Genomic DNA, 6991 nt, shown 5'->3' on the forward strand with positions numbered 1-6991 from the left:
CGTGACCACGGCCCGCCCCACGCTGCGTTGTCCCGGCTCGGTGCTAGCCGGTGACGGTGAACGGTCGGGACACCTCGGTGGCCGACGTGGCGCCGTTCAGCGTGACGCTGGTCGCGCCCGCCTTCGCGGCGCCTGGAACGCTGACCGTCGCGCCGGAGATGACGCCGTCACCGTTCGCACGCACGGTGCTGACCGCCAGTCCGGTCCCGAAGGCGATCGTGACCACCTCGTTCGGGGCGAACCCGGAACCGTCGACCATGATCGACGTGCCGCGCGGGCCCGAGGTGGTCAACAGCGAAACCCGCGGCTGGTAGGTCCGCGCCTGCGGCTCCCCGGTCACCTGGACGGTGGCCGTGGCCGGCGTACGCGAGGACGCGCCCGTCGCGGTGACGGCGTACCGGCCGGGTTGCGCGTCACCGGAGGTCGGCACCGAAGCGCGGACCGTTCCCGTCGCGGAGGCCGCGACCTTCATGGTCCGGCCCGGGTCGGTGCCGACGTTGACGGTCACCTGCTCGCCGGCGGCGAAACCGCTGCCGGTGACGGTGATCGCGCCGCCGGTGGTGACGGCGCCGGACGCGGACAGCGCGATCGCCGGCTGCGATCCGCCCCGAGCCACGGTCACGGTGAAGGATTCGGTGCTGCTCGACAGCGTGTCCCACGCGGTGACGCGCACCGTGTAGGTGCCCTCCCGTGCGTAGGTGTGCTGGCCGCTCATCGCACCCGACGCGCCGATCGTCACGTCGTCCGGAACCGTGCCGTCACCCCACTGGACGCGGGCGCGGTAGCCCGTCGTACCGGGAACGCCGCCGGTCACCGCACCGAGGTTCGCCGCGAGGGCCTGGCCGGCGGTGGCCGTCTGGCTCTTCGGGGCGGCGGTCGTCAGCGCCGGGGCGGGCGTGCCGTCGTTGGCCACGGCGAACACGTGGATCCGACCCGCCGAGCGGGGGTCACCGGTCTGCGTCGGCAGGGTCACCGACACCAGCGTCTTGCCCGCCGGAATCTGGTACGGCGCGGTGGCGAAGAGGAACGGCTGGGCGCCGTCGCGGCTCGTGCCCTGCAACCGGTACGCCGTCCGGGTGACGATGATGTTGCCGTAGGACGGCGTGCCGTTGGCGTTGCCGCCCAGCGTCCAGTCGCTCAACTGGATCGGAATGCTGGCCGTGCTGCCGTCGCTGAACGTCGCCGTGCCGGTGGTGCTCTGGTTGCCCTGCGTTCCGGCGCCGATGAACGAGATGCTCTTCGCGTCCTCCGGAAGGTCGAGGACGACGCTCGCCCCGTTGCCGGTGGCGTTGTCCGGCTGCCCGGCCGGGATCACCGGCACTGTGAACCGCAGCGCGGTTCCGGGAACCTGCTGGGCCTGGCCCTGGGTGGCACCACCGGCTGCCAGGGCGGCCCGCGAGTAGGCCCAGGACTTGGCGTCACAGTCCGCGGCCAGGGTGCCTTCGTCGCCGACGCAGACGCTGTCGAAGGCGGCGGTGAGACCGGAGGCCGGGGCGTACGCCACCTCGACGCCGACCGTCGTGGAGCTCTGGGTCTCGCCGTCGGTCACCGTGACGTTCGCCTGGTGGTAGCCGGGCGTGGTGTAGGTGTGCGACCCACCGATGCGGTAGACGGCCCGCGAGCTCAACGTCACGGTGCCCTCGGTGGCCGGCGTGCCGTCACCCCAGTCGATGGTGGCCTGGTAGCCACCGGCGTCGCCGCCGGTGACGGTGGCCAGCGGCACCGAGACGGGTACGCCGGTGGTCGCGTGCACGCCGTCCGCCGCGGTGACGGTGATGTCGCCGCCCCCGAGGTCGAGGTCACCGCCGGCGAGCAGCTCGACCTCGGCGAGGGTGGTCTGCGCGGCGCCGACGGTCTTCGTGACGGCGAGGCGGAACTGCGCGAACCGCCCCGGTTTGTCGATCGAGTACGGGCGGGTCTGGTTGCGCCACGGGAACACCTGACCGGCACGGGAGTCCACTGTGGTCCAGGTGAGGCCGTCGTTGGAGCCCTGCAGACGCCAGTCCGCCGGATCGCCGGCAGCGGCCCCGGACGTGACCGTGTAGTACTTCGGCTTCTGCTTGCCACCACGGAAGGCCCAGGTGATCTGCGGGGTCGCCGAGGCGAAGGTCAGCTGCGTGGTCGACGAGTCGTCGAACAGCTTCGACGCGTCCTGACCGCCGGTCGCGGTCGCGGTGCCGAGACCGGGGCCGGTGACGTCCTGCAACGGCTTGGGCGCCTCGTCGCCCTTGGTGAGCGACGGCGGGGCGTCGTTCTTGCCACTGCCCCACGACGACGGCTTGGATCCCATCTGGAAGTCGATGGTGCCGCCCTTGGCGAGCGTCGCGACATCCAGTGACAGGCCGCGCTGCTTTTTGCCGTTGACCGAGACGCCCTGCACGTAGACGTTCGCCGCGCTGCTGTTCGGCGCGTTGACGACGATGTCGCCGCTGCTGCGGCGCACTGTCATCCTGGTGAACTGCGGCGAGCCGATCGCCCACTCGGACGACCCGGCCTGCAACGGGTAGATGCCCAGCGAGCTGAGGATGTACCACGACGACATCTCGCCGTTGTCCTCGTCGCCCAGGTAGCCCTGGCCGATCTCACTGCCGACGTAGAGACGCCGCAGGATCTCCCGCACCGTCTCCTGGGTCCTGGCGGGTGCGCCGGCGACGTTGTACATGTACGGGATGTGGTGCGACGGCTGGTTGCTCATGCCGAGCTGACCCATCCGCACCGCGCGCGCTTCGAGCATCTCGTGGATGACGCCGCCGTACCCACCGGGGCGGTCGGCGTTCTCCGGAGTCGTGAAGAACGCGTCGAGCTTGTCCCGCAGCGCCTTCTGCCCGCCGTACAGGTTGATCAGGCCCTGACCGTCCTGCTGGGCGGTGAACGCAAAGTTCCACCCGTTGGTCTCGGTGTAGACGCCACCCCAGTCCAGTGGGTCACCGGCGAGGAAGTTGCCGGCGGCGTCGCGGCCCTGGAAGAGCTTCGTCTTCGGGTCGAAGAGGTGGACGTAGTTGCGGGCCCGCTCCAGGAAGTACCGCGACTCCTCCGTGAGCCGGGCACGTTCCGACTTCGGCGTGGCCGGGTCCTTGGCGAGCGCCGCGCCCATGTTGCCGATGCCGAAGTCGTTGATGTAGCCCTCCAGCGCCCAGGACACCGACTCCCCGGTGGACGTCGGCGTGTAGCCGAGGAACAGGGAGCTCTCGATGCCCTTACGCCCGACCGCGCTGCGCCCGGACGCGACGGTCGCGTCCTTGACGGCCGCGTCGTACGCCGCGAGCGGGTCGGGCAGCTTGACCCCGGTGAGGTACGCCTGGGCCAGTGCAACGTTCGCGCTGGTGCCGGTCATCAGGTCGGCGTAGCCGGGGGACGACCAGCGGGCGATCCAGCCGCCGTCGCGGTAGTGCTGGACGAACCCGTCGGAGATCCTGGCGGCGACGTCCGGGTACAGCAGCGCGTAGGCGGGCCACACGGTGCGGTAGGTGTCCCAGAAGCCGTTGTTGACGTAGATCTGCCCGTCGACGATCTTCGCGCCCGTCCGGGTGGGGGTCGCCGCGCCGGTCGGCGCCGAGACCGGGCTCGCGTACTGCCAGCGCGGCGCGGCGGCGGTGCCGGTGTTCTCCGACTGCGAGTTCGGGTAGAGGTTCAGCCGGTACAGGTTCGAGTACATGGTGACGAGCTGCGCCTCGGTGGCGCCCCGCACCTCGACCCGGCCGAGCCGGTCCTTCCAGGCGGCCGTGGCGGCGGCGTGGATCTGGTCGAAGCTCTTGCCGGTGACCTCAAGGTCGAGGTTGCGGCGGGCCTGGTCGACGGAGAGGAACGACGTGGCGAGGCGCATCGTCACCTCCCGCGACCCGGAGATGTCGAAGGTGGCCGAGGTCGCGGCGGACGCCGTGGGCGCCCGGTCGAAGGTGCCGGAGACGAACATCCGGCTCCGACCGGCCGACAGGCCGCTGCCGTTGTCGACCCAACCGGTGAACGTGCCGTCCGTGCCGATGGTGAACGTGCCGTTGTGGAAGACGAGGCTTCCGGTCGGCTGCCCGGTGGGGAAGGTGAACCGCATTATCCCGGCGTGGTCGGTGGGCGACATCTCCGCGACCAGGCCGTTCTGGAGCGCGACCCGGTAGAGGTCCGGCTGCGCCGTCTCGTCGTCGTGGGTGAAGGCGAGCGCACGACTGGCCGGCTGACCGGTGAGCGACCCGCCACCGACGACTGGCATGACCGACATCTGGTTGCGGTCACCCATCCAGGGGCTGGGCTCGTGGGAGATCGCGAGGCCCTGGAGCATGGGCAGGTTGGCCTCGTTGTTCTTCCGGTGGTACTCGTACTCCCACGAGTCGGACGTCGCGTCGGTCACCGGGGTGAAGAAGTTGAACCCGTTCGGTACGGCGGTGATCGGCAGGTTGTTGCCGCGCGAGAAGCCGCCCGTCGAGTTGGTGCCGCGTCGGGTGTCGACGTAGTTGGTGAGCTTCGAGCCGTCGATCGACGCCGGCGCGGCGGTCAGCTCGATGTCGTCGAGCCAACCCTGGAACCGGGTCTCCCCGGTGGCCTGCGGATTGTCGTACGCGAGCAGGATGCGGTCGATCGTCTTGCCGCGTGCGACGGTGCCCAGGTCGGCCTGCACCAGGTTCCACTGGTCGGCGAAGAGCACCTTCGAGGCGCCCTGACCGGCGCCCGTGAGCGGGTAGCCGTGCTGGTCGGCGGCCGAGCGGCCACTCAGGTAACTGCCGTCGGTGAAGTGCAGGTCGACGGCGGTGTACGTGGACGGGTACCGACCGTCCCCGCCGGTGAACTCGGGGAAGATCTTGTACGACAGTCGGGTCTTCGGCCCGACCGGGATGCTGACGTCGAAGAGCTTGTTCGTCGCGTACGACCGGCCGTTGCCCTCGGCGCCGCCGGAGTAGCGCAGCGCGGCCAGTCCGGTGAACCCGACGTCCGGCTTCGTGGTGTAGCCGCCGTTCGGGCCGGCGGTCGCCTCGCTGACCATGGGGGTAGCCGGCGGGCGGACGTCCGAGCCGTCGCTGATGTTCCAGTCGGCGAGCTGCACGAGCGAGTCACCGGAGTTCGCGGTGACGTTGAGCCGGTAGAAGCCGTAGGCGTCCGGGTTGGTGAAGCTGTACGTGTTGGTGGCGAAGCGTCCGCTGAACTTCTCGCCGGCGCGCTTGTCCAGGTCGGTCCAGGTGCTGCCGTCGTTCGACCCCTGGACGACGAAGTCCTTCGGGTCGCGGGTCGGCGCGTCGTTGGCAGCGGTCAGCGAGTAGCGCCGCACTGTCGCCGGCTTGGCGAGCTGGTAGGTCACCCAGCCGCTGGACGCGAACACGAGCCACTTGGTCGACGGGTCGTCGTCGGCGAGGTTCGCGGCGACCTCGCGCGGCTTGTTCTCGTCGCTCGCGGTCACGGCGCTGACCTGGCCGAGCAGGCTGCCCGGCAGGGTGGCGACCTTGCCGCTGAGGTTGGCCTGCACGGGCTTTCCGTTGGGGCCGACCTCGACGGTGCTGGTGGCGGGCTGCGGGTCGGCGGACTCGAACGAGGAGGTGAAGTTGCCGGGGGTGGCGGGGGTGGGGGCGGCGTTCGCCGGGGGCGTGGCGACGAGCAGGCCCAGGGGTAGCAGGGCTGTTGTCGTCGCCGCGATCAGGCGGCGCGAGAGTGGACGCGCAAGGGGGGTGTGCGACATGAGGGACGGAGCCTTTCGACTCGAACCGGGTCGAGTTCGTCGAACGTCTGGGCAGTGTGGAGCGGGTGGTGGGCCGAGCCCTGACATCGTTGTCATGTGAGTTCGTGAGCAACGGGAGTCGGGCCTGTGGACTGCCGCTGATAGTTCCGGGCGCGACACGGCCGTGTCAACGGGTTGGCCGCGCCGAAACGGCAGCCGCCCGCACCGGGCCCGGGCGCCGACGTGCCGGGCCTCGACGCCGTCGGATGACGTACGCCGAGGCCCGGGCACCGATCAGCAGTAGAGGTTGGCTCCGGCGGACACGCCGAGGATGCCGACGAACTGCTGGTACCTGGTGACGCGGCTCTGCACCTGGGCGGGGTTCCCGCCGTTGCACTCGATCGAGCCGTTGATGCTGCGGATGGTCTGACCGAACCCGGCGCCGTTGACCATCGCATTGTGGGCGGTCATGGTGCCCGGCCCGTTCTGGGTCATCCAGTACCAGATACCGGTCTTCCAGGCCACCGCGGCGTCGGTCTGCACCAGCCACGGGTTGGTCAGCAGCGGCAGGTTGAGCGCGTTGCCAGCGGCGTTGTAGTTGAAGTTCCAACTGAGCTGGATCGGCCCCCGCCCGTAGTAGGCGGCCTGCCCGGCGGGACACCCGTAGGACTGGCCGGGGTCGCAGTAGTGCGGGTAGTTGGCGGTGTTCTGCTCGACGATGTGCACGAGCCCGCCGGTCTCGTGGTAGACGTTCGCCAGGAAGGCCGCGGCCTCCTGCCGCTGGACGGTGGCACTGCCGCTCTTCGCGAACGCCGGGTAGGCGCTGAGCGCGGCGATGAGACCGGAGTAGGTGTAGAAGGAGTTGCGACCCGGGAACATCTGGTTGAACTGGGCCTCGGTGACCACGAAGCCCCCCGGGTCGGTGGGCGGCGGGGTGGTCGGTGGTTGGCCACCACAGGTGTACGGCTCCCAGTACCAGGTGCTGACAACGGGGTCGTACCCGGGATTGTCGTGCTCGGCGATGTAGTAGAGGCCGTTGGTGTACCGCACGATCGCCCCGGTGGCGTACCACGTCCCGGCGGCCCAGTTGGGGTAGGCGCAGGTCCCCCCGGTGGGTGGCGTGGTGCCGCCTCCGCACGCGCCGAGGTCCTCCCAGACGCCGGTCGTACCCGGCGGGGCCTCGTTCTGGGTCCACCACTTCGCCCGGTAGTTGCGGCCGTTGTGGGAGACCTGCGCGTCTCCCCAGTAGACGGCCGAGGCCTGCCACGACGCCGAGCAGGCCGCCCCGGACCCGGCGGTTGCCGGGGTGATAGCGCACCGTCCGCCGGGGACCAGAAAACCCGCCCCCGCGCC

Annotated in this window: 2 protein-coding genes; both read right to left on the bottom strand. The window is 70.4% G+C overall.

The annotated features are described in order from the left end of the window. Window positions 1–43: 43 nt before the first annotated feature. Window positions 44–5659, bottom strand: a complete 5616-nt coding sequence (locus tag AB0B48_RS31020) for a GH92 family glycosyl hydrolase (protein WP_357207777.1) — start codon at window positions 5657–5659, stop codon at window positions 44–46. A 273-nt stretch (window positions 5660–5932) separates the two neighbouring features. Continuing rightward, window positions 5933–6973: a glycoside hydrolase family 19 protein gene (locus AB0B48_RS31025; protein WP_357207779.1), complete on the bottom strand. Its 1041-nt coding sequence runs from the start codon at window positions 6971–6973 to the stop codon at window positions 5933–5935. Window positions 6974–6991 lie beyond the last annotated feature (18 nt).

Source organism: Micromonospora sp. NPDC049089, from assembly GCF_040648775.1.
Lineage (GTDB): Bacteria > Actinomycetota > Actinomycetes > Mycobacteriales > Micromonosporaceae > Micromonospora.